This is a genomic window from Acidobacteriota bacterium (assembly GCA_016196035.1).
In the GTDB taxonomy this organism is placed as follows: Bacteria; Acidobacteriota; Blastocatellia; order RBC074; family RBC074; genus JACPYM01.
Genome location: JACPYM010000071.1, coordinates 1 through 21,947, shown reverse-complemented (window position 1 = coordinate 21,947; position 21,947 = coordinate 1). Strand labels below are relative to the sequence as shown.

Annotated in this window: 22 protein-coding genes; all 22 read left to right on the top strand. The window is 56.6% G+C overall.

Annotated elements, in window-relative coordinates:
* On the top strand, window positions 1-181 hold a 181-nt coding region (locus HY011_22200; protein ID MBI3425647.1), incomplete at its 5' end, for a VCBS repeat-containing protein.
* Window positions 182-766: 585 nt separating this feature from the next.
* Complete coding sequence (locus HY011_22195; GenBank protein MBI3425646.1) at window positions 767-1,150, top strand: NADH-quinone oxidoreductase subunit A; 384 nt, start codon at window positions 767-769, stop codon at window positions 1,148-1,150.
* A 107-nt stretch (window positions 1,151-1,257) separates the two neighbouring features.
* Window positions 1,258-1,755 (top strand): NADH-quinone oxidoreductase subunit NuoB, encoded by a 498-nt coding sequence (gene nuoB / locus HY011_22190; protein MBI3425645.1) that lies wholly within the window; start codon window positions 1,258-1,260, stop codon window positions 1,753-1,755.
* A gap of 95 nt (window positions 1,756-1,850) precedes the next feature.
* On the top strand, window positions 1,851-2,360 hold the full coding sequence (locus HY011_22185) for an NADH-quinone oxidoreductase subunit C (protein ID MBI3425644.1): 510 nt from the start codon (window positions 1,851-1,853) through the stop codon (window positions 2,358-2,360).
* A 99-nt stretch (window positions 2,361-2,459) separates the two neighbouring features.
* On the top strand, window positions 2,460-3,695 hold the full coding sequence (gene nuoD, locus HY011_22180; GenBank protein MBI3425643.1) for an NADH dehydrogenase (quinone) subunit D: 1,236 nt from the start codon (window positions 2,460-2,462) through the stop codon (window positions 3,693-3,695).
* 82 nt (window positions 3,696-3,777) lie between these two features.
* On the top strand, window positions 3,778-4,242 hold the full coding sequence (gene nuoE, locus HY011_22175) for an NADH-quinone oxidoreductase subunit NuoE (protein MBI3425642.1): 465 nt from the start codon (window positions 3,778-3,780) through the stop codon (window positions 4,240-4,242).
* A 54-nt stretch (window positions 4,243-4,296) separates the two neighbouring features.
* Window positions 4,297-4,653, top strand: coding sequence for a hypothetical protein (locus tag HY011_22170; GenBank protein MBI3425641.1), 357 nt, complete (start codon window positions 4,297-4,299; stop codon window positions 4,651-4,653).
* Window positions 4,654-4,677: 24 nt separating this feature from the next.
* Window positions 4,678-5,952 carry an NADH-quinone oxidoreductase subunit NuoF gene (nuoF, locus tag HY011_22165; protein MBI3425640.1) on the top strand — a complete coding sequence of 425 codons (1,275 nt, stop codon included), beginning with the start codon at window positions 4,678-4,680 and terminating at the stop codon, window positions 5,950-5,952.
* A gap of 174 nt (window positions 5,953-6,126) precedes the next feature.
* Window positions 6,127-7,542, top strand: coding sequence for an OmpA family protein (locus HY011_22160; GenBank protein ID MBI3425639.1), 1,416 nt, complete (start codon window positions 6,127-6,129; stop codon window positions 7,540-7,542).
* 131 nt (window positions 7,543-7,673) lie between these two features.
* Entirely contained in the window at window positions 7,674-8,429 is a 756-nt protein-coding gene (locus HY011_22155; protein ID MBI3425638.1) for an OmpA family protein, read from the top strand.
* A 96-nt stretch (window positions 8,430-8,525) separates the two neighbouring features.
* Entirely contained in the window at window positions 8,526-8,942 is a 417-nt protein-coding gene (locus tag HY011_22150) for a hypothetical protein (GenBank protein ID MBI3425637.1), read from the top strand.
* Window positions 8,943-8,994: 52 nt separating this feature from the next.
* Window positions 8,995-11,442 carry a molybdopterin-dependent oxidoreductase gene (locus HY011_22145; protein ID MBI3425636.1) on the top strand — a complete coding sequence of 816 codons (2,448 nt, stop codon included), beginning with the start codon at window positions 8,995-8,997 and terminating at the stop codon, window positions 11,440-11,442.
* 42 nt (window positions 11,443-11,484) lie between these two features.
* Window positions 11,485-12,102: a hypothetical protein gene (locus HY011_22140; GenBank protein ID MBI3425635.1), complete on the top strand. Its 618-nt coding sequence runs from the start codon at window positions 11,485-11,487 to the stop codon at window positions 12,100-12,102.
* Between the two features lie 6 nt (window positions 12,103-12,108).
* A complete protein-coding gene (gene nuoH, locus HY011_22135) occupies window positions 12,109-13,185 on the top strand; it encodes an NADH-quinone oxidoreductase subunit NuoH (protein MBI3425634.1) in 1,077 nt (358 codons plus the stop codon).
* A 37-nt stretch (window positions 13,186-13,222) separates the two neighbouring features.
* Complete coding sequence (locus tag HY011_22130; GenBank protein MBI3425633.1) at window positions 13,223-13,792, top strand: NADH-quinone oxidoreductase subunit J; 570 nt, start codon at window positions 13,223-13,225, stop codon at window positions 13,790-13,792.
* A 141-nt stretch (window positions 13,793-13,933) separates the two neighbouring features.
* On the top strand, window positions 13,934-14,236 hold the full coding sequence (gene nuoK / locus HY011_22125) for an NADH-quinone oxidoreductase subunit NuoK (GenBank protein ID MBI3425632.1): 303 nt from the start codon (window positions 13,934-13,936) through the stop codon (window positions 14,234-14,236).
* Window positions 14,237-14,331: 95 nt separating this feature from the next.
* Complete coding sequence (nuoL, locus tag HY011_22120; protein ID MBI3425631.1) at window positions 14,332-16,389, top strand: NADH-quinone oxidoreductase subunit L; 2,058 nt, start codon at window positions 14,332-14,334, stop codon at window positions 16,387-16,389.
* Window positions 16,390-16,435: 46 nt separating this feature from the next.
* On the top strand, window positions 16,436-17,968 hold the full coding sequence (locus HY011_22115; GenBank protein MBI3425630.1) for an NADH-quinone oxidoreductase subunit M: 1,533 nt from the start codon (window positions 16,436-16,438) through the stop codon (window positions 17,966-17,968).
* 118 nt (window positions 17,969-18,086) lie between these two features.
* On the top strand, window positions 18,087-19,607 hold the full coding sequence (locus tag HY011_22110; protein MBI3425629.1) for an NADH-quinone oxidoreductase subunit N: 1,521 nt from the start codon (window positions 18,087-18,089) through the stop codon (window positions 19,605-19,607).
* A gap of 99 nt (window positions 19,608-19,706) precedes the next feature.
* Entirely contained in the window at window positions 19,707-20,087 is a 381-nt protein-coding gene (locus tag HY011_22105; GenBank protein MBI3425628.1) for a type II toxin-antitoxin system prevent-host-death family antitoxin, read from the top strand.
* A 120-nt stretch (window positions 20,088-20,207) separates the two neighbouring features.
* Entirely contained in the window at window positions 20,208-21,017 is an 810-nt protein-coding gene (locus HY011_22100; GenBank protein ID MBI3425627.1) for a hypothetical protein, read from the top strand.
* 4 nt (window positions 21,018-21,021) lie between these two features.
* Complete coding sequence (locus HY011_22095; protein MBI3425626.1) at window positions 21,022-21,405, top strand: hypothetical protein; 384 nt, start codon at window positions 21,022-21,024, stop codon at window positions 21,403-21,405.
* Window positions 21,406-21,947 lie beyond the last annotated feature (542 nt).

Here is a 21,947-nt window from a genome sequence, read left to right as displayed (position 1 = left end):
CGCCGCGCCCTACTACGATCAAGCCGCGCCGGGCGATTACGACGGCGACGGCAAAGCCGACCTCACGGTCTGGCGCGCAAGCGATCAGACCTGGTATGTGCAGTGCAGCCTGGATGGCAGTGTGCTGGCCCAGACGCAAGGACAAGCCGGTGACCGGCCTTTGAACAGTGTGCTGCCGTAAGCTGCCCGGCTCAGAAAACACAACAGGTCAGGCGTAGACGGGAGGCTGAGATAGAGTGCGCGGACAGAAGCCTTCGTCACAACTCCGTCATGGTGCGACGCGCGTCGCACCATGACGGAGTTGTGACGAAGGCTTCTGCTTTTGCCGAGGCCGTTCGTGCCGGGCAGGATCAAGTTCCGCCGGCTTGCCTGAATTCCAGGTTCAGCGCGCGTTCGAGCAATTCACGAACGCTCTTCTTCGGTCAATTCCAATCAAAACCGGCGCGGTGACAAAGGCGTCCGAAGCGCGCTTGGGTGGGCAGGCGTTGTTGATTGCGCTGCGCGTAGCCGGCGAGTTCGCGTTGCGCATGTTCTTCCCAGCAGGTGCGCGGCGCGGTTTTCGGCGCATAGGAATTCGCTTGTGAATGATTTTGCCTGGGCTGCTTGCCAGTCGCGCGGACGGTGTACTAAGATGCGTTTCCTAGTAACACGCTTCATCCCGTAGCACCCGCAATATGAATATCTTGAATGCGCTGACACAGTCTATACAATGGCTTGTGTAAGAGGCGTAAGCGAGAAGAGCCGGGTCTGTAATCGTTAAGGTGGACTGATGAGAGAGTATTTTCCGATCCTGATGATCTTCATCTTCGTGCTCGGTTTTGCCGTCACGAATATCGCGCTGTCGCATTTTGTCGGCAAGCGCATAGATACCCGCGAGAAATTGATTCCGTATGAATGCGGCATGGATCCGGTCGGTTCGGCGCATCAGCGCTTTTCGGTCAAGTTTTACCTCGTCGCCATGCTCTTCATACTGTTCGACATCGAAGCCATCTTTCTGGTGCCCTGGGCGGCGACCTTCCGGCGGATGATTACGGATTGGCACTTTGGGCGCACCTTCGCTTTCACAGAAATGATTCTATTTATTGCGGTCTTGCTGGTGGGCTACATCTACGTTTGGAAAAAAGGCCTGTTCGAGTGGAACCGCAGTTAAATCGGCGAGTGGGTAACGGTACCGCGCGCGTGAGCAAGCGGCCGGCCACACGCCACGCAACCGCTTGCTCACGCGCGCGGTACCGCATTGGTTGGAAGGTTTTTTTTATGGGTCTTGAAACGAAACTCGGCGATGTCTTACCGGATGTTTTAACGACGCAGTTGGATTCGCTGGTCAATTGGGCGCGCAAATCTTCGCTCTGGCCGGCCACGTTTGGCTTGGCCTGTTGTGCCATCGAAATGATGGCGATGACCGACGCCCGCAATGACGTAGCCCGCTTTGGCGCCGAAGTCTTTCGCGCCAGCCCGCGCCAAGCCGATGTGATGATTGTGGCCGGACGCGTTTCGATCAAGATGGCCCCAGTGCTGCGCCGCATCTACGATCAGATGCCCGAACCGAAATGGGTCATCTCGATGGGCGTTTGTGCTTCGGCGGGCGGCGTGTTCAACAACTACGCCATTGTGCAGGGCGTAGACAAGGTCGTGCCGGTTGATATTTTTGTGCCCGGCTGCCCGCCGCGCCCCGAAGGGCTGATTTACGCTGTCATGAAGCTGCAAGAGTTAATCGAACGCCAGAAGGTGTTCACCGAAGAAAAAGCCGCTTGAAGAAGTAGACAGTAGACAGTAGACAGTAGTCAGTAGGTAGGTACCGCACTGACTACTGTTCTACTGACTACTGTCTACTGACTACTTCTTAAACAATGTCTGAAACCACCGAGCAAGCATCCGTTGCCACCGCGCCGCGCAGCAGTGTGCGGTACGCTGACGCCTCCTTACTCCGTACCAATTTTGCCGACACTGTCGTCGGGATTACCGAGGCCATCGGCGAGATCACCGTTGTCGCCAAACGCGAAGGGTTGATCGAATTGCTGACCTATTTGCGCGATGAACCCAAGCTGCGTTTCAACTACTTGAGCGACATCGGCGGGCTGGATTTGGGCGAATTCGCCGCGCCACGCTTTGCCTTGGCGTATCAACTTTATTCGCTTGAACACAACCATCGGCTGCGCGTCAAAGTCTTTGTGGAAGAGGACGACGCCACCGTACCGTCAGTCGTTAGTGTGTGGAAGACGGCGAATTGGTTGGAGCGCGAGATTTACGATATGTTCGGCGTGAACTTCGAGAATCATCCCGATTTGCGGCGCATCCTGATGCCCGCCGATTACGAAGGCTATCCGCTGCGCAAGGATTTTCCGATCAAAGGCTACTAGGAGTTCTAGGTTCTGAGTTCTAGGTTCTGAGTTCCAGGTTCTAAGTTGGCAAGTTGAACCCAGAACGTAGAACCCAGAACTTAGAACACTGCTTGAGATATGCAATCAGTCAAAGAGATTCAGGTCAAAACTCCTTCGGTCGCCACGTTGCGGCCCGACCCGTTGGCAGATCAGTTGATGACGGTGTCGCTGGGGCCGCAGCATCCTTCGACGCACGGCGTGTTGCGGCTGGAATTGGTGCTCGACGGTGAAATCGTCGTCAAGGCGACGCCCGACATCGGCTACCTGCACACCGGCATCGAGAAGACGATGGAGAAAGAGAAGTGGCAGCAGGTCGTCACCGTGACCTGCCGCATGGACTATCTCAACTCGATGGGCAACGACCTGGGCTATTGCCTGGCGGTCGAAAAGCTGATGGGCGTCGAAGTGCCGAAATACGCCCAAGACTTGCGCGTGCTCTTTACCGAATTGAATCGCCTCTCGTCGCATCTGGTCTGGTTCGGCACGCACGCGATGGACATCGGCGCGATGACCGGCTTCTTTTACGCCTTCATCCAGCGCGAAAAGATTCTTGACCTGTACGAATGCGCGACCGGCGCGCGGTTGCACCAGAGCTACTTCATCATTGGCGGCGCGCGCTGGGATTTGCCGTCGAACTTCCGCAGCTTGTGCAAAGACTTCCTGGACGGCTTCCCGGCCTTCCTGGCTGAATGCAAAAAGCTGGTGACTGGCAATCGCATCTTCCAGCGCCGCACGCAGGGCGTCGGCATTATGAAGAAAGACGATGCGATCAGTTGGGGCTTGTCCGGGCCGACCATTCGCGGCAGCGGCGTCAATTGGGATGTGCGCAAGCAGGAACCGTATTCGGGCTACGACACATACGATTTCAAGGTGCCGGTGTACCACGATTGCGATGTCTGGTCGCGCTACTTGGTGCGCATGGATGAGATGGAGGAGAGCCACAAGATTTGTGTTGAAGCGCTCAAACGCCTGCAACAACCGGGCGAATTCATCGCCAATCATCCCAAGCTCAAACTGCCCGACCGCGATCTGATGAAGCAGCACATTGACGTGATGATTCATCACTTCCTGGTCGCGTCCGAAGGCTTCTCAGTGCCGGTCGGCGAGGTCTATCAATCCATCGAATCGGCGCGCGGCGAGCTTGGCTTTTACGTCGTCAGCGATGGCGGCGAGCGGCCCTATCGCGTGCGCGTGCGCGCTCCTTCCTACGTCAACCTGTCGGCATTGCCGCCGATGGTCGAAGGCTCGCTGCTGGCCGACGTGGTCGCCGTGATCGGCAGTATTGATATTGTGCTGGGAGACGTTGATCGTTAGTGAGAGGGGCTAGGGACTAGGGAAGAGAGACTAGACAGTCTCGACCCAGCCTCTAACCCCAAGCCGCTAGTCCCTACTTTTTATGTTTAGTGAAACCAACGAAAAGAAACTCGACGAGATCATCACGCACTATCCGGTGAAGCGGTCGGCGATCCTGCCTGCCTTGTTCATTGCGCAGGAAGAGCACGGTTATGTCACCGATGATGATGTCAAATATCTGGCCGAGCGGCTGGATATGCGCGTCAACGAGGTCGAGGAGGTCGTGACGTTCTACTCAATGTATGCGCGCAAGCCGATCGGCAAATACAAGCTGCAAGTCTGCCGTACTGTCTCGTGCATGCTGGCCGGCGCGGAAGAGATCACCGAGCACATCGAGCACAAGCTGAAATGCGGCATCAACCAGACGACGGCGGACGGCAAGTTCACGCTGCAAGAAGTTGAATGCCTGGGCTATTGCGATTTAGCACCGGTGTTGCAGGTGAACTTCGATTATCACGAGCAGGTTTCCACTGCGTCTGTTGACGAAATCATTAGTAAGCTCGCCTAGTCAAAGCCACGAGCGGCAAGTATGGCAAAGAAGAAAGGCGGCAAAAACAGATCATTGGATTTGCAGGCCGAGTTCACGGCGCTGGCTGCTGACTTTCGCAGGATGGAAGAGGAGCAGGATGACATTAACAGCGACTTCGATAAGCGGCAAAAGAGATTCGAGGTTGCTTTGAACAAGCTGGCTTTCCTGGTGGGCGAAGTGAGTAAGGAAGGGCTGAAGCTTTATACGTTGCAGGAAGAAACCGATCAGCGGCTGAAAGAACTGGAAAAGAATGTGGGCAATTTAGTTGTGATGATGACTGCTACGAATCGGCGCATTGATGAAACAAATAATCGTTTCGACACTTGGCTCAAGCTTGAACAAAAGCGTCGTCGCAACGGGCACAATGGCAGCAACGGCAAACGCAATTGAATTGATTGAAGTATCTGAAAGCTTATGACCAAAGTTCTAACCACCCGATTTCATCTCAAAGGCGCGGCTGCGGATATCGCCGTCTACGAACAAAGTGCAGGCTACGAGGCGCTGCGCAAAGCCTTGAAAGAGTGGCAGCCCGCCCAGATTACCGACGAGGTTAAAAAGTCCGTCCTGCGCGGGCGCGGTGGCGCGGGCTTCCCGACTGGGATGAAGTGGAGCTTCGTGCCCAAAGAATCGAAGCGTCCGACCTATCTGGTCTGCAACGCCGACGAATCGGAGCCGGGTACGGGCAAAGACCGCGACCTGATGCGTTACGACCCGCACCAGTTGATCGAAGGGATGATCATCGCGGCCTACGCGCTCAAATCGCACACCTCCTACGTCTACATTCGCGGCGAGTATTGGTACATCAAAGAGATTCTCGAAAAGGCGCTGGCGCAGGCTTACGCGAAAGGTTATCTGGGCAAGAACATTCTAGGCTCCGGCTTCGATCACGATATGTACGTGCATCCCGGCGCGGGCGCGTACATCTGCGGCGAAGAGACCGCGCTGCTCGAATCGCTGGAAGGGAAGCGCGGGCACCCGCGTTTGAAACCGCCCTTCCCGGCAGTCGTCGGTTTGTACGGCGGGCCGACCGTCGTCAACAACGTCGAGACGCTGGCCGTCGTGCCGTGGATCATTTTGAAAGGCGGCGAATGGTACAAGGCGCTCGGCACTGAAAAGAGCGGCGGCACCAAGCTCTTCACCGTCAGCGGCCACATCAACCGGCCCGGCAATTATGAAGTGCCGATGGGCTATCCGCTGATGGATTTGATCAACAACGAGTGCGGCGGGATGAAGGGCACGCTGAAAGCCTGCATCCCCGGCGGTTCTTCGGTGCCGATTCTGAATGCCGAAGAGAGCGCCAAGCTGACGCTCGATTATGAATCGGCGGCATCGCTGGGCACGATGTTGGGTTCGGGTGGCGTAATTGTGATGAACGAGACGGCGGATATTTTTGAGACGACGCGCAACGTCACGCACTTTTACAAACACGAATCCTGCGGCTGGTGCACGCCCTGCCGCGAAGGCACACGCTGGCTGTACAAAGTCTTTGAGCGCATGCACCGCTACGAAGGCCGGCCCGGCGACGTCGAACTGCTTTACGATTTGGCCGACAAGATTTTGGGCAAGAGCTTCTGCGCGCTGGGCGATGCGGCGGCCATGCCCGTGCAATCGGCGATCAAGAAATTTCGCGAAGACTTCGAGCGGCGCATCAAGCACAACTTGGTGCAATTGCAGAAAGCCGCTGACTGATTTCGCGCGCGCTCCTTGAATTTTTGCATTGCAACTCCCCCTCGCTTTGATTGACTAAGGGCCGTTTCCCTACACGTGCTGAACGCATCCGCGCGTAACGCGCCACGGCTGGGCTGAGTTTGGTTGTTTCGCCTAGCCGCAGATTGACCAAAATCGTTTGCCCCAGAGGAGGACATGATGGCGCTGTTCGATTCGCTCATTAGTGAAGTTGCGAGCCGCTTTGGCTTGGGAGACAAGGCCGGGCCGCTGGTTTCGGCGTTGCTGGAACTAATTTCCAGCGCAGAAGGCGGCGGGATTGCCGGGTTCATTGACAAATTTAAGCAGGCTGGTTTGGGCGATCAGGTTTTATCCTGGATCAGCACGGGCGCGAATGCGCCGCTCGAAGAAAAGCAAGTCGAGAGCGCACTGGGCGCGCCTGTCTTGAGCGGGTTGGCCGAAAAAGCAGGCGTGCCGCTCGACAAAGCGAAGTCGGCACTGGCCTTTCTGATTCCGGCGCTCATTGACAAGTTGACGCCCGGCGGTGTGATCCCTTCGTCGTTGCCCGCGCTGAGTTCGCTGTGGTCAGGCGTTACCGGCGCGACGACGGGCGCAACTGGCGCAACCGCCGCAGTCAGTGGTGCGGCCCACACAGTTAGAGCAGGTGCTTCGCACGCGACGAACGAAGCGGTTGAAGCCGTCACGGACAATGGCGGCTGGTTGCGGCTCTTGCCGTTGTTGCTGTTGGGCGTGCTGGTTTATCTGGGCTATCAATATTGCAATCGCGCGCACGTGCCCGAAGTGGCGGTGAAGCTGGCGGTTCCTGCCACGCCGACGCCCGCGCCGATCAATGCGTCGCTCTCACTGATCAACGCCGACGGCAAGATCAAGGTCACCGGCATCGTGCCGGATGAAGCGACGCGGCAAAAGATTCTCGACGAGTTGAAAGCTGCCTACGGCGAAGGCAAGTTCGAGGCGAATCTCACGGTCAATCCGGCGGCGAAACCGGCGGGCTGGCTGGCGAAACTGGCCGATGTTTTGAAAGAGTTCAAGATTCCCGGCGCGGAACTGAGTTTTGACGGGGACGCGATCAAGGTTGGCGGCACGGCTGCCGCAGCGGCCTTGGTTGATAAATTGAAAGGTTTGTTCGGCGGCGGCTTCAACGTCATCGGCAACTTCCTGGATGTGAATGCGGCAGTGGCGGCGGCGAACGAGAAGGCGCAGGCCGCACTGGCCGCCTTGACCGGCGGGGCGAATGCCGATGCGGTCGTCAATGCGCTGAACTTGCAAATCATCAACTTCGCCTCCGGCAAGGCGGATATTCCAGCGGCCAATCAGGCACTGCTGAAGAAAGCCGCCGAAGTGCTGAAGGGCGCGCCTGTAGGCACCCGGTTTGAAGTCGGCGGGCACACCGATAACAAAGGCGCGGCGGCAGGGAACTTGAAACTTTCGCAAGCGCGCGCCGGGGCGGTCGCCAAATATCTGGCTGGTTTGGGCGTCAAGGCCGAGCAACTGGTGGCGAAAGGTTACGGCCCCGACAAACCGGTCGCCAGCAACGATACCGAAGAAGGGCGTTTCAAAAATCGCCGCATCGAATTTGCCGTAGTGAAATAGTCATTCGTTTGTTTCTTTGGGGCCGCGCCGCACGGGCGTAAGCGCGGCGCGGCTCTTGTCCCTGAAGCAGAAACGCAAACGCGACAGCAATGCCGGTCACTCAAGTCGTATGTCCAAACTGCGGGCATCAAATGCCAGCCAATGCGCTTGAAACCGCTGGCGAGGTGGCCACCCTTTGTCAGTCTTGCGACGAATACGTCTTTGTGGCGACGAACGAGCGGGGCAAGGTCATTGGCATTTTTATTGGTGAAGAAGGGGACGCGCCGCAGGCAACTGCCTATGATGAAGAGGGCGAGGACGAAGAGGCCGGGCCTGTGCTCGGCGGTCGCGGGTTCTTCCTGGCGTTACTGTCCATCCTTTTGGGCTTGGTGTTTTTGGGTTGGATTGCCAGTTCGCTGTATTGCCGTCCGCGCCCGCAAACCGCGAGCACCACGGCGGTGCCAGAGGACGGCACGACAGTCACCCCGACGCCCACACCCGCACTGCCGCGTCCGGTGGTGAGTATTCCGGCGGTGATTGTGTTGGATAGTTTCAGCGGGGTGACGTTTGAGACGGATAAGGCCACATTGACCGCCGAAAGCCAACAGGCCTTGCAGGATTTGGCTGACACGCTCAAGGGCGCGCCGCCAACCTCGGTTTTCGAGATTCGCGGGCATACGGATAATCAGGGCAGCGAGGCGTATAACAAACAGCTTTCCTATCAGCGCGCCGAAACCGTCCGGCAGTTTTTGATCAAACACGGCATTCCGGCGGTGCAATTGCGGGCGAAAGGGTTTGGCGCAACGGTGCCCAAAGACGGGGTGACGAACGAAACGGAAGAAGGGCGGCGCAAGAATCGGCGGATTGAAGTGGTCGAGATAAAAGCGGCTTTGCCCGTGAAAAAATAAAGCGGTTCCGCAGCATGGTGTGAGCCGGGGGCCGCCGACAGATTGGGTTCAGTTGGTTTCTGTCAGTTCAGAATTGACAGTTAGGGATTGGTCGCTATGCCAAGACATAGTCATTCCTCTCAGCCCGATGATGATTACGACGATGCGCCGCCACCGCCGAAACCGCCACGCCGGCCTGAACGCCGCAAACCGCTGGTTCGGCTGGCCTGTCCGAGTTGCGGCGGGATTGTGAGCGCGAATGCGCTGGATGGCGAAGGCACAACGCAAAACACTTGCGGTAAGTGTGAAGGCACAATTTGGATTGAGACCGATGAAACGGGCGCGATAGTCGGGATTGATGGGCAAGCGAATGAAGAGAAAAAGTCGTTCGAAGGTGATTGGCGAATTTTTGCGGCAGTTGGAGCGGTCGTTTTTCTGATTATCCTTTATCTGTTGTCCATACGGGCAACGCCGCTTAGCCCCTTGCACCCGGCTGCGCCGTCAAATCAAAGTCAGGTCGAACGAGTTCCTTAAATGGCTTCATAGGTGGAACGCCGCCAAAACGTAAAGCTGAAATTATTTTGTTATGGAAACAGTCAAGCTCACTATTAACGGGCAGGAAGTGACCGCGCCGAAAGGCGAATTGCTGATCGAAGCCTGCGAAATGCACGGCGTGTACCTGCCGCGTTTCTGCCACCATCGCGGGTTGACGCCGCAGGCTTCGTGCCGCATGTGCGTCGTGCGCGTGGACAATCCTAAAATTCCGAAACTCCAAACCGCCTGCACCATGCCCGTGACCGAAGGCATGGCCGTCACCACCGAATCGAAAGAGATCGAAGAGACGCGCACGGCGATGATCGAATTCCTGCTCTCGAATCATCCGGTGGATTGCCCCGTCTGTGACCGCGCGGGCGAGTGCGAGTTGCAGGATCAGACCTACGGTTTCGGCGAAGACCGCACACGTTCGCAATACGCTGACAAAGAGAATTTTTTGGAGCGCCAGATTTCGCCCTTCATTTACAACGACCCGCAACGCTGCGTGACCTGCAAACGCTGCACGCGTGTCTGCGAGGAGTGGATGGACGAGAATGCCATCACGGTCTTGAATCGCGGTTCGGCCACGATCATCAGTGCGTTTGGCGGCTGGGTCGAATGCTCTGACTGCGGCAATTGCGTGGACGTCTGTCCAACCGGAACGCTGCTGCACGTGCCCTACAAATACGTCGCGCGCCCGTGGGATTTGAAGCAGGTGCCGACCGTGTGCAATTTCTGTTCGGACGGCTGTTCGATGCTGGCCGGGACGCGCAGCGAGAAACTGATTCGCACCGTCGCTCGTGATGGCCGGGGGCGCACGGCGGGTGGCATCAATCACGACTTCCTCTGTTCGCTGGGCCGGTACACGATTGATTTTGTCCACAGCAAAGAGCGCGTTGAACGTCCGATGATCCGGCGCGGCGAGCACTTGATCCCGACCACTTGGGATGAGGCGTTGAATTTCGTCGCGCAGAAACTGAAAGAAGTGAAAGCGGCCAGTGGCGGCGATTCCATCGGCGTCATCAGTTCGGCGCGTTTGCTGAACGAAGATCAATACGCGCTGCGCAAATTCGCCGACGCAGTATTGGAAACAAAGCACGCCGAGTATTACCACGACGACGACGAGCTTGATCTGACCTCCTTCTTCCGTTACGGCTGCCCGCCGATTGCGACACAAGAGCACGTGCAAAACGCCGATGTCGTGTTGCTCGTCGGCTCCGACCCGAATGAAGAGAATCCGCTGACTGCCTTCTCGATTCGCTGGGCGGTGCGGCAAAAGGCGGCGCGCCTCTTCACCGTCAACTCGATGGCTTCACGCCTGGAGCGGCAAGCGAATTTGGCGTTGCGCGTGCGGGAAGGCAGCGAGTCCGCCATCGTTGCCGCGTTACTGGACGAAGCAAAGATTGATGGCGCGGCGGAGGCGATGGGCGTGCAGGCCGCAGACGTGCAAGCCGTGCGCCAAGCTGTTGCCGAAGCGGGTAAGGTCATTGTGGTTTTCGGCGATGAATTGCGTGGCGCGGCGGTCGAAGCACTGGCCTTACTGGAAAGCACGCTGGCCGTTTCAGCGGACGCAGCGGCGGCGGCCAAGGCGGCTTACATTGATGGGTTGCAACGCCAGGTGCGTTCGACCAATTCACCGCCGAAGCCTGCGATCAACGACAACCCGCACACTTACATCGTCGAACGCCCGACACTGGAAGTCGGCGCGGAAGCGGTCAAGTCCGCCAGCAAATTCTCTTTCCTGCCGCTGGCGCGTTACGCAAATACGATGGGTGCGGGGCTGATGGGCATGGCCGCCGGGCACAAAGGCGGCAAGACCGCGCAACAGATGCTCAGCGCGGCGGGCGGCGAAATCAAAGCCCTTTACATCGCAGGCGAAGACGTCATTGCCAAAGCGAATGGCGAAGCCCCGACGGTCAAAGCGCAACTCGAAAAGCTCGACCTGTTGGTCGTGCAGGAAATGTTCCTGACCGAGACGGCGCAACGGGCCGATGTCGTGTTGCCGGTGACCAGCTTTGCCGAAGCGCAAGGCACCCAAATCAACAACGGCATGCAGGTTCAATTCGTGCGCCGCGTGATCCCGCCCGTCGGCCAGGCGCGTCCCGATTGGATGGTCGTCAATTCGGTGGCAAAACTGCTGGGCGTGGATTTCGGCTTCGGCGGCCAACTCAAGAGCGTTTTCAAAGAGATTGCCGAGCAGGTGCCCGGTTGCGCGGGTCTCTCACACAACATGCTGGCGAACGAAGGCGCAACGGCCATCACCTTGCCGGGCGTGGATGCGAGCAAGATCAACGCGGCGGACGTGACAGACCGGCTGGCAGCGCAAGTCGCCCAGATCAATCGCGGCCTTGCCGTTGAAACGGGCGAACTGACGGCGAAAGCAGGTTCACGCTTGCAGCAGCGTTACCCCACGATCACGCGCTATTCCGAGATGCTGACGCCCAAGCTGCCCGAAACGGCGGAGGCAGAGACGCCGCAGGTGATGATTTTCCCGGCGTAAGTTTGTTCGTTGGTCGCCAAGCCAGCAAAGGAGTAACGGCTGATGGCTTTTAGTGACTATAAAAACGTTGCTCAGGTTCAGAAAGAATATGGTGTTACGTTTCGGGAAGAGAATTTTATTGTGGCGCAGGACCTTGAACCTCCTGCCTCATTTCAAGCTGAGTTTGAGTTCAATCGTGAGAACATAGACGTTTATACCTCTGAGGCGTCGCGCACCGATCTGGTGATTACGCCGATATTGCGTGAGGTATACAAGCATTACCACGAGCGGTATTCGTTCTGGATTCAGAAATCCATTGCTTATAACGACAAGCTGAGCGGCACGCCCGATTACATCATCGCCACGCGCTCCGCGCTCGGGAAAACCGTCCTGGAATGGCTGCTGGTGATGGTGGTCAAAGCCAAGAAGAATGACTTCGAGCAAGGCTGGGGGCAATGTCTGGCTGAGTTAGTGGCAGCGCAGAAACTTAACAACGCTGCCGCGCGGTCTGTGTATGGCATAGTAACTGATGGCGAGTTATGGAAGTTCGGCAAGTTAACAGGAGTTACTTTCACCAGTAACATAGACGGTTACACCGTCGGTGATTTAGCGAGCCTTTTTGGGGCTTTGAATTTTATCTTTCAAGCAGTATCCCGCAACGGTGATCGAAGCCCGGCTTAGTGACTTATGGACATTTCGCAAATCCTTCAACAAGAGAACACGCAGTGGCTGATCGAAGCCTCGCTCAAGATGGTCGTCTTCTGGCTCGTCATTATGCTGGTGGTGGCCTATACGGTTTACGCCGAGCGCCGCGTGTTGGCGGTGATTCAAAACCGCCTAGGGCCGAATCGCGTCGGCCCGTCCGGCTTGTTGCAACCTTTCGCCGACCTGCTCAAATTCATCTTCAAAGAAGACATCGTGCCGCTGGCAGTCAACAAATGGCTTTACATTCTGGCGCCCGCCGTGACGTTGGTGCCCGCGATGATGGTGTTGATTGTTTATCCGGTCGGGCCGGACTTTGAATTGTTCGGACGCAAGATCAGCCTGTCTGTCACCCACATGAATATCGGTTTGCTGTATGTGCTGGCGATGACCAGCCTGGGCGTGTACGGCATCGTGATCGCGGGTTGGTCTTCCAATTCCAAATACAGCCTGCTGGGCGGCCTGCGCTCGACGGCGCAGATGATCAGTTATGAATTGTCGTTGTCGCTCTCGCTGATTGCGGCGCTCTTGATGGCGGGCACGCTCGATCTGTCCAAGATCGTCGAACTGCAATCCGGCGCGTGGTTCGGTATCTTTCCGAAATGGAACATCTTTGGCGGGGCGACGTGGCAATTGTTGCCGGTGGGCATCATCGCCTTTTTCATCTATCTGATTAGTGCCATTGCCGAAACCAATCGTGTGCCCTTCGATTTGCCGGAAGCGGAAACTGAATTGGTCGCCGGGTTTCATACCGAATACAGCGCGTTGAAGTTCGCGCTCTTCTTTATGGCTGAATACGTCAACATGATGACGGTTTCAGTGCTGGCGACGGTCATCTTTTTAGGCGGTTGGAATGGCCCCTTCGTCGCGCAATTTCCGCTGCTGGGCGTGGTCTATTTCTTAGGGAAGATATTCTTCTTCCTCTTCCTGTATATCTGGTTGCGCGGGACGTTGCCGCGTTTTCGCTTTGATCAGTTGATGAACTTCGGCTGGAAGTTCCTGCTGCCGATGGCGCTCTTCAACATCGTGCTGTCGGCCGTGTTGGCGGTGCTCTTCTTCTAGGCGCTGTATGGACATCGTTAATTACATTTCTGAAAACATTCCCGTCGTGCTGTTCCTCGCGTTTGCGGCGCTGGCCGTCGTGGCGGCGTTCAACGTGATTTTGCAGCGCAATCCGATTTACAGCGCGATTGCCCTGATTACCGTCATGGTCGCCTTGTCGGCGCTTTTCCTGACGTTGTATGCACCCTTCATCGCAGCGGTTCAAATCATTGTGTATGCCGGCGCGATCATGGTGCTGTTTGTCTTCGTGATCATGCTACTCAACGTGCGGGCGGAAGAAGCCATCACCGACAAGCAGAAGTTTTTGCAATGGCTGGCGGTGCCGCTCTTTGGCGCATTGCTGGCCGAAATCTTCTTCATCATCCGTTACATCGGCAACACGCCCGGCGCTTTGCCGAGCGCGAATGATGCGGGCGTTGACCCGACCAAAGTCACTGGTACGGTCGAATCCATCGCGCAGGGCATGTTCTCGCAATACGTGCTGCCGTTTGAGGCGACCTCGGTGCTGATTCTGATGGCTATCGTCGGCGCAATGCTGCTGGCCAAGCGCGAGACGCAAGCGGATGCGCAACGCTCGCTGGATGCGCAACGCGAGCAAGAACAGTAGGGTAACCTGCCGAGGTTGCCCTGGTTGATTGGTTGAATTTTCAGGGCAGAGAGACGGAATGGGTTTGCTAACCTGTTAAGCGTCCATTGCCACACCGGACAACCTCGGCAGGTTGCCCTACATTGAAGCGGGGTTTTACCGATGATTCCACTTTCCTGGTATCTGGCGTTGAGCGCGGTGCTGTTCACGATTGGCGTGGTCGGCGTGTTGCTGCAACGCAACGTGATCGTGCTGTTTATGTGCGTCGAACTGATGCTCAACGCGGTCAACCTGACGCTGGTCGCCTTCTCGCGTTACCTGAACAACGTCACCGGACAGTTGTTTGTCTTCATTGTGATGACCGTGGCGGCGGCAGAAGCGGCGGTCGGCCTGGCGATTATTATTTCGCTCTTCCGCAACCGCGAAACGCTCAACGTGGACGAAGCGGATTTGCTTAAACTGTAATTGAGTTGATAGTTGATAGTTGACAGTTGATAGTTTTGAACTATTCACCGTCCTGCGACTATCAATTATCAACTGTCAACTATCAACTACTTTTTATGTTGAAATGGATCACCCTCGCGCCGCTCATCGGCGCGGCAATCAACGGATTCTTTGGCAAACGGCTGGGCGAACGGGCTGTGAGCATCATCGCGCCCGCATCCGTTTTCGTCTCGTTCGTGCTGGCAGTGCTTTCCTTTAACGGATTGCTGCACGCCCCGGCGAATGCGGAGGGCTTGCGACAGGTCAGCGAATACTGGTTCACCTGGATTCAAGTCGGCACGTTCCAAGCCGATTTCGCCTACCTGCTCGATCCGCTTTCTGGCGTTTACATCCTGTTTGTCACTTTCGTCGGCTTCCTGATTCACGTTTATGCGACTGGCTATATGCACGGCGATCCGGGCTATTACCGCTTCTTCGCGTACCTGAATCTGTTCATGTTCATGATGCTGACGCTGGTACTGGCCGATAACCTGCTGTTGCTGTTCGTTGGCTGGGAAGGTGTGGGCCTCTGTTCGTATTTATTGATCGGCTATTACATCCGCAAAAAAGAAGCGGGCGATGCGGCCAAGAAAGCCTTCGTCGCCAACCGCATCGGCGATCTGTCATTTATGATCGGTCTGTTCGTAATCTTCACGACTTTCGGTTCGATCAGCTTTGTGGCGAAAGGCGAAGCCGCCAGCTTCCTGACGACGATTGCGACCTGGGCGCCGGATCATTTGTGGGTCTTCGGTACTGCGACCGTGATTGCACTGCTGCTCTTCGGCGGTGCGACCGGCAAATCGGCCCAGATTCCGCTCTACGTCTGGTTGCCGGATGCAATGGCGGGCCCCACGCCGGTGTCGGCGCTGATACACGCGGCGACGATGGTTACGGCGGGCGTCTATCTGACCGCGCGTTGCAGCGCTGTCGTCGTCAAATCACCAACCGCGATGGTGGTGATTGCGGTGATCGGGGCGGCGACCGCGATCTTTGCCGCGACGATTGGTTTGGCGCAGAACGACATCAAGAAGGTGCTGGCCTATTCGACGGTTTCGCAACTCGGCTACATGTTTTTGGCTTGCGGCACCGGCTATTTCATCGCTGGCATCTTCCACGTGATGACGCACGCGTTTTTCAAGGCGCTGCTCTTCCTCGGTTCCGGCTCGGTCATTCACGGGATGCACCACGAGCAGGATATGCGTTACATGGGTAACTTGAAGAAGTACATGAAAGTAACTTGGGCCACGATGCTGGTCGGCTGGCTGGCGATTTCGGGGTTCCCGTTCCTGTCTGGCTTCTTCAGCAAGGATGAGATTTTGTGGCGCGCCTTTTCGACCGAAGCTTTGCCGAGTGGCATGAACAAAGTGCTTTGGGGCGTGGCCGCGCTGACCGCGTTGCTGACGGCGGTCTATATGACGCGGATGATGGTGATGACGTTTTGGGGCGATGAACGCTACGACGGCTCGCCGGTGATTCACGAACACGATGCGCACAGCGGGCACGGCAAGGGAAAGCACGGACACTTCCATCCGCACGAGTCGCCCTGGGTGATGACATTGCCGTTGGTGATTTTGGCGGTGCTGTCGGTGGCGGGCGGTTGGGTTGGCTGGCCCGCGGCGCTGGGTGGGGCGAATCATTTCGAGCACTTCCTGGAACCGGCGATTGCGCACGTAGGCGCTGAACACGGCGCGGACAACGCTGGCGGCGCTGTCACGGAAGGCTCGGGCGCACACGGCGTTGCCGCTGCCCCAAAAGTTGAAGAGCCTCACGATACGAGCACCGAGGTTGGCTTGACGGTACTTTCTGTTGTTTTGGGTTTGCTCGGCATCGGCATCGGCTGGACGATCTTCAAGAAGACGCCGCTCAAACCGATGCCCGCGCTGCTCGAAAACAAGTGGTATGTGGACGAGCTATACGACGCCACACTCATCAATCCGATTGAAAATACTTCGCGCAGCTTCTTATGGAAGATCGTGGACGTGAAGCTGATTGACGGCTTCGTCAATGGCGTGGCGAATGCGTTTAGCATGCTGGCGAATGTGTTACGCACAACGCAGACGGGTTTTGCGCGCAATTACGCGGCGGTGATTTTGATGGGCGCGATTGTCGTGATTGGCTATTTCGCGCTGCGTTAGTAGTCAGCCGCTGACTACCGACTACTGACTACTGACTACCGACTTTATGAACTGGATAACGATCACAACCTATTTGCCGCTGGCGGGTGCGCTGCTCTTGCTGCTGTACGGAATGACTGGCGGCAAAGAGCAGGAGCGACTCAATAACGGCTACCGCAACATTACGCTGTTGACGACGCTGCTGACGTTCGCCGTTTCAATCCCCATTCTGTTGGGCTTTGATCGCGGCAATGCCTTGCCGCAGATGGTGACGAAGATTCCCTGGATCGGCACGTTCGGCGTCAGCTATCACACGGGCGTAGACGGGCTGAGCATCTGGCTGGTGTTACTGACGACCTTCATCATGCCGATTTCGGTGCTGGCGAGTTGGCACGTCACAAAGCGTGTGCGCGAGTTCATGATTTTTATGCTCGTGCTCGAAACAGGAATGATTGGCGTGTTTATCTCGCTGGATATGTTTCTGTTCTATCTCTTTTTTGAGATTACGCTGATCCCGATGTACTTTCTGATCGGCGTCTGGGGCGGTGAACGGCGCATTTACGCGGCGCTCAAGTTTTTCATTTACACCGTCGTCGGCTCGTTACTGATGTTAGTCGCCATCATCGCTGTATATTACTTGAACGGCGGCACGACCTTCGACATCGTTGAGATCACGAATACTTTCGCGTCCAAACGTGCCAGCATCGGCATCCCGGTGCAACGCATGTTGTGGTTCGCGTTCGCGCTGGCCTTTTTCATCAAGGTGCCGCTCTGGCCGTTGCATACCTGGCTGCCCGACGCGCACGTCGAAGCGCCGACCGCCGGTTCGATCATCCTAGCGGGCGTGTTGCTGAAGATGGGCACCTACGGTCTGATGCGCTTCAACCTGCCGCTCTTCCCCGAAGTCTCGCGCGAATCGGCGCCCATCGTGATGACGCTGGCGGTGATTGGCATTATTTACGGCGCGCTGGTGGCGATGGTGCAGCCCGATATGAAAAAGCTGGTGGCCTATTCATCGGTTAGCCACTTGGGCTTTGTCGTGTTGGGCATCTTTGCGTTTACTGAGCAGGGAATGCAGGGCGCGTTGTACCAAATGCTGAACCACGGCATCTCGACGGGCGCGCTGTTCTATTGCGTCGGGATCGTTTATGAACGCCGCCACACACGGTTGATCGCGGATTACGGCGGGATTGCAACGCCGATGCCTCAGTATTCGACGCTCTTCGTGATCCTGTCGCTGTCGTCGTTGGGCCTGCCGCTGCTCAACGGGTTCATCGGTGAATTCCTGATTCTGCTCGGCACGTTCGCTTCGACGGTGCCGTATGCGAAGCTGTTCGCAGTGCTGGGCGCGACGGGCGTGATTCTGTCGGCTGTGTACCTGCTCTGGATGTTACAGCGCGTCGTCTTTGGTGAAATCACAAAGGACGAGAACGCTGAGTTGGAAGACCTGGATGCGCGCGAATACGCCGGCTTAGTGCCGCTGGTCGTGATGGCGGTGATTATGGGCGTCGTGCCGATGCTCTTTATGAATCAGACCAAAGCGACGGTCAACGCGATCCGCGCGCACGTCGAAGGCAAGATCATGCGCGCCTCTAAATAGCCCTGAACTTTCTCCCACGAAGTCACACGAAGAAAACACGAAGGTGGAACAAAACTTCGTGTTTCCTTCGTGTAGCTTCGTGGGAGGGAATTTGCCGCACTCGAAATATAACAAGACGATGCAATCAATCGAACAACTCAATCTGAATTACGGCGCGATCCTGCCGGAGAGCATTGCGGCGGTGACCGGCGTGGTGTGCATGCTGGTGGACGCGCTGCTTAATAAAGCGTCGCGCAAGGTGAGCGCGGGCATTGCGCTGGTTGGTTTGATCGCCACGCTGGCCGCCGTGATTGGTCTGTGGCCGGTGGCGGTGCAGGGGGCGGACGCCTTCAGCGGGATGGTGACGGTGGATGCGTTGCGGCTGACGTTTTCTGTCGTAGTCGTGCTGGCCTCGATCATCGCCGTGCTGCTGGCGCTGCAATTCGTGCACGATGAAGGTTTGCCGCCGGGCGAATTGTTCACGCTGATTATGTTCGCCACGACGGGCGCGCTGTTGCTGGCGGCGGCGAACGATCTGGTCACGATCTTTCTGGGGTTGGAGATCGTTTCGATCACGACCTACGTGATGGCGGGGTACCGGCGCAACGATGTGCGCGCGAATGAAGCGTCGTTGAAATACTTCCTGCTCGGCGCGTTCTCGACGGCGTTTTTGCTTTACGGGATGGCGCTGGTTTACGGCGCGACGGGTAACACCAATCTCAAAGCGATTCGCCAGGTGATAACAACCGGTGTCCTCAATAACGGAGGGGGCTACCCCGGTTTGTTACTGATCGGCGCGGCGATGATGCTGGTCGGCTTCGGGTTCAAGATTGCGAGCGCGCCGTTCCATCTGTGGACGCCGGATGTATACGAAGGCGCGCCGACGCTGGTCACGGGCTTTATGGCGACGGGGCCGAAGGCGGCGGTGTTCGCGGCCTTCCTGCGCGTGTTTGCGGTGGGCTTCGGCTTGCAAACGGGGCCGGGCGTGGGCGCACAGTTGCACGGCAATTGGGTGAGCGCGCTGGCGGTGATTGCGGTGCTGACGATGACCATCGGCAACGTGATCGCCATCTCGCAAAAGAACATCAAGCGCATGCTGGCCTATTCCTCCATCGCGCACGCCGGTTACGCGCTGGTCGGTTTCCTGACGCTGGATTTCGCGCCGGTCGCGTTTTACATGCTGACCTACACGGTGATGAACCTGGGCGCGTTTGCCGTGATTCAGATGCTGGCGCGCGCGGGCGATGTCAAAACCGAGATCAACGATTATGCCGGCGTAGGCTTTGAAATCCCGGCGCTGAGCTTTCCGCTGGCGATCTTTTTGCTGAGCCTGGCGGGGATTCCGCCGACGGCTGGGTTCATCGGCAAGTTCTACGTGTTCAAATCGGCGTGGGATGCTTCGCCGGCGCTGCATTGGCTGGTAGTGGCGGCGGTGCTGAACAGCATCGTGTCGGTTTACTACTACATTTACCCGATCGTGGTGATGTTCTTCCGTCCGCTGGCACCGGGCTTTACGAAACCGCGCGTGAGTGCGGCGGCGGCGCTGGCGGTGGCGCTGACGCTGGCGGGGACGTTTTATTTGGGGTTGTTGCCGAATCGGGTTTTGAATGCGTTTAGCGGACATAGCCATTCGCAGGGGGCGCAGCAGGCGCAGCGATGAATGTTATGTATGTTATGGTGGCACTGAAGCAGGCTGAACCACCTTTGGCTGAATGACTGAGGGTGTAACATCGCCAAGCGGAAAGGAATACGAGTAACCATGCCAAGCGTCAACGTAACAGAACTGCAAAAGCAACTCTCGCACTACCTACAACAAGTGCGGCAAGGCCAAGCCATCACGATCAAAGAGCACAATCGCGCCATTGCCCGGCTCGTCCCGGTTGCGCCCGCGCCAACATCTGTAGTGGACTACGACAAAGAACTACTGGAGTTGGCGGCGCAAGGGATAGTGAAACTGCCGAAGATACCGCTGACGGCGGAAGATGTCGAGCAAGAACTCAAGCGGAAACTGCCGCGCTTGCGGGTTAAAGGCAAAGCGGCCAGAGAACTCATGCAACGCATTTGGGATGAAGAGCGCGGAGAAGGCCAGATGAAGCGAAGGCGAGAAGTTGCTTTGACCAAGCACTTAAAGCCGGCTTGATTGCGGGTGCCGCTGCGGCCTTTGTTGGTGCCGGCATTGGTGCTGCCGAAATTGGTTTCGGTGTCGCAAAGGCTAGTATGCTGACGTGCTTAGGCAACGGTTTCGACATTCACCTTCGCGATGAAAGCCATTGGGTCTATTGGGACCTTTGAAACTAAACACCGCGCGGAAGAACTGGATCGGGTTTTACCTTTTGCCCAACATCTGAATTCTGGCGTTGAGCGGCAGGATGGTGAAACCGCAAAAAACACAACCATGAGTTTTATTGTTTCTACGCGAAGCTTAATTGTCGGAGCGCTAGTGGCGGCAGTTATAATTACTGGCGTGGTCGTAAGCTCTCAAGGTTCAAACGATGACCATCCCAATTACCCGGTTATGCCTGTGGATAGCGTAACTCAAAATGGTCAGCAGATGCCCGCCCCCGTTATACCGCCAGTCCCACAGCCATCATCTCCTGTAGTTAAGGTTGAATCTTCTTCTTCGCCATCGGAATTACGTCGCTTGCGCCAGCAACTGGATTACATTCGCGAACAGTCGCTTTCCTCGAAAATACTTGAATCACAGTACCCTGCGGTTCCTGCGGCTAAAAGCGATCCTTCTTATCTGTCGGATCTGCGTCGCTTTCGCCAGCAACTGGAGCACTTTCGCGAACAGCCACTTGAAGCAAAATATAACCATGCCCTGATGAGATACCTGCTCACCTTGAGGAAATATGACAAGGAACTTGAAAAGCAAAGGTCGATAGGAACCATAAAGCAAGATGAGTATGTGGAGTCACATGGGTTCGTAGTGGACGAACTAGAGAAGTCTGAGCAAAAGGGAGAATACATGGACATCTACAATGACTACCTGGACAAGTACAAGAAAGAATGTAACTGGGTTGTTACCGAGATTGCCCGTCAAGAGCGCATACAACTGATGCCGAAATGAAACTATGAGCGACCTTACCCATACCATCAATGCAGTGCTCAAGGCTATTTGGCTACTGTTGCCTGTCGGCGTTGTCTGCACCGTGCTGGTCGTTGCAGTCGCGTGGTTCTATAATCGCTTCGCAAAGTCAGAGGTTTGGCGCACGTCCGTTTTCATCGGTGTATTCGCGGCCTTTGGCGCGACAATCGGAATTTTCATTGGAGCGAGTTCCTCTCCAACTATTGCCAGCATCTTGCCAACGGTGATCACCCTCATCTCCAGTTACTTGGCGTTCACCGTAACCAAAGACATGCCACAAGAGTTCCAAGTTGTAGTACCTGGGGCGCTACTCGCCTTCCTTGCTTCACTTCTGTTCTCTACCTTCTACATGAAGTTCTGGCTGTTATGACAACTGTACAGGTGAAATGTTGCCATCGTCCCGGCTTTTGCATGCTCTTCCTCAATGTGCGCCCACGGATTCGCTGAGCGTTTTCTGTGCAAAGGTTGTCAGGGCGGTTGCTCAACACGAACAAGGACGCGGTTGCCAGCATCCGAAAGTGGCTGGAACAACATGGAGTTGAGCCATAAACGTAATGACACTTGACGATTCCCACGCGAAGATTGAGTACGACGCGGAATGCGACCTCTTCCGTGGTGAGATGCTTGGCCTTCGACTGCGGCGTTGACGGTTACGGAATGAATCTCAAGGAACTCCGCGCTGATTTCAAGCGGTCGCTCCGCAAGGGAAGAGCATCAATGCGCTGGCGCTGGAGGTACTGCAAGAACGTGTCGCGTTGTGAGGCCGCCAAGCGCACGCCGGATTCAGCACTGATTCCGGCGTTTTGCTTTAGCGGGTGTTGGTAACTTAGCTCCGTCGGAGCGGCCTGTTTATAGCTGCCGCAACCCATTTCCCCCTAGCTCCGGTAGGAGCGGCATGTGCCACATGCCGCT